The organism is Adlercreutzia sp. DFI.6.23 (assembly GCF_024462535.1).
GTDB classification, from domain to species: Bacteria; Actinomycetota; Coriobacteriia; order Coriobacteriales; family Eggerthellaceae; genus Adlercreutzia; species Adlercreutzia rubneri.
This window is the reverse complement of record NZ_JANGBP010000691.1, coordinates 1-292: the sequence shown is the minus strand read 5'-3', so window position 1 is coordinate 292 and position 292 is coordinate 1. Positions and strand designations below refer to the sequence as shown.

Annotated in this window: 1 protein-coding gene; it reads left to right on the top strand. The window is 75.3% G+C overall.

The genetic code is table 11. The features are described 5' to 3' along the window. Positions 1–107: 107 nt before the first annotated feature. Positions 108–292 (top strand): hypothetical protein (locus NE591_RS15080; RefSeq protein ID WP_256157081.1); only part of this gene is annotated, 185 nt, incomplete at its 3' end.

Here is a 292-nt window from a genome sequence, read left to right as displayed (position 1 = left end):
AGTTGGAGGATCCTTCGCTGGACGCCATCGTGCGCCACGTGCTGGTCGCCCAAGGGCCGCTCACGTTCCGTGCTTTGACGGATGGCGCCGTGCAGCTCGCCGGGCCCGTGGCACGCACAGATCGCGAGGTGGCCGAGGCGCTGCAGCGGCTCGTGTGGAAGGGGGAGGCGACCAGCGACGGGCTGGGCTTTCCCCGCGCCGGAGGGCTGGCCGCGGCAGCATCGGCATCCGCAGCCGGCGGCCAGACGCCGCCGCCCTCGCGGCGGCGGGCGAGCAGCCGGCGGGGTCGGTC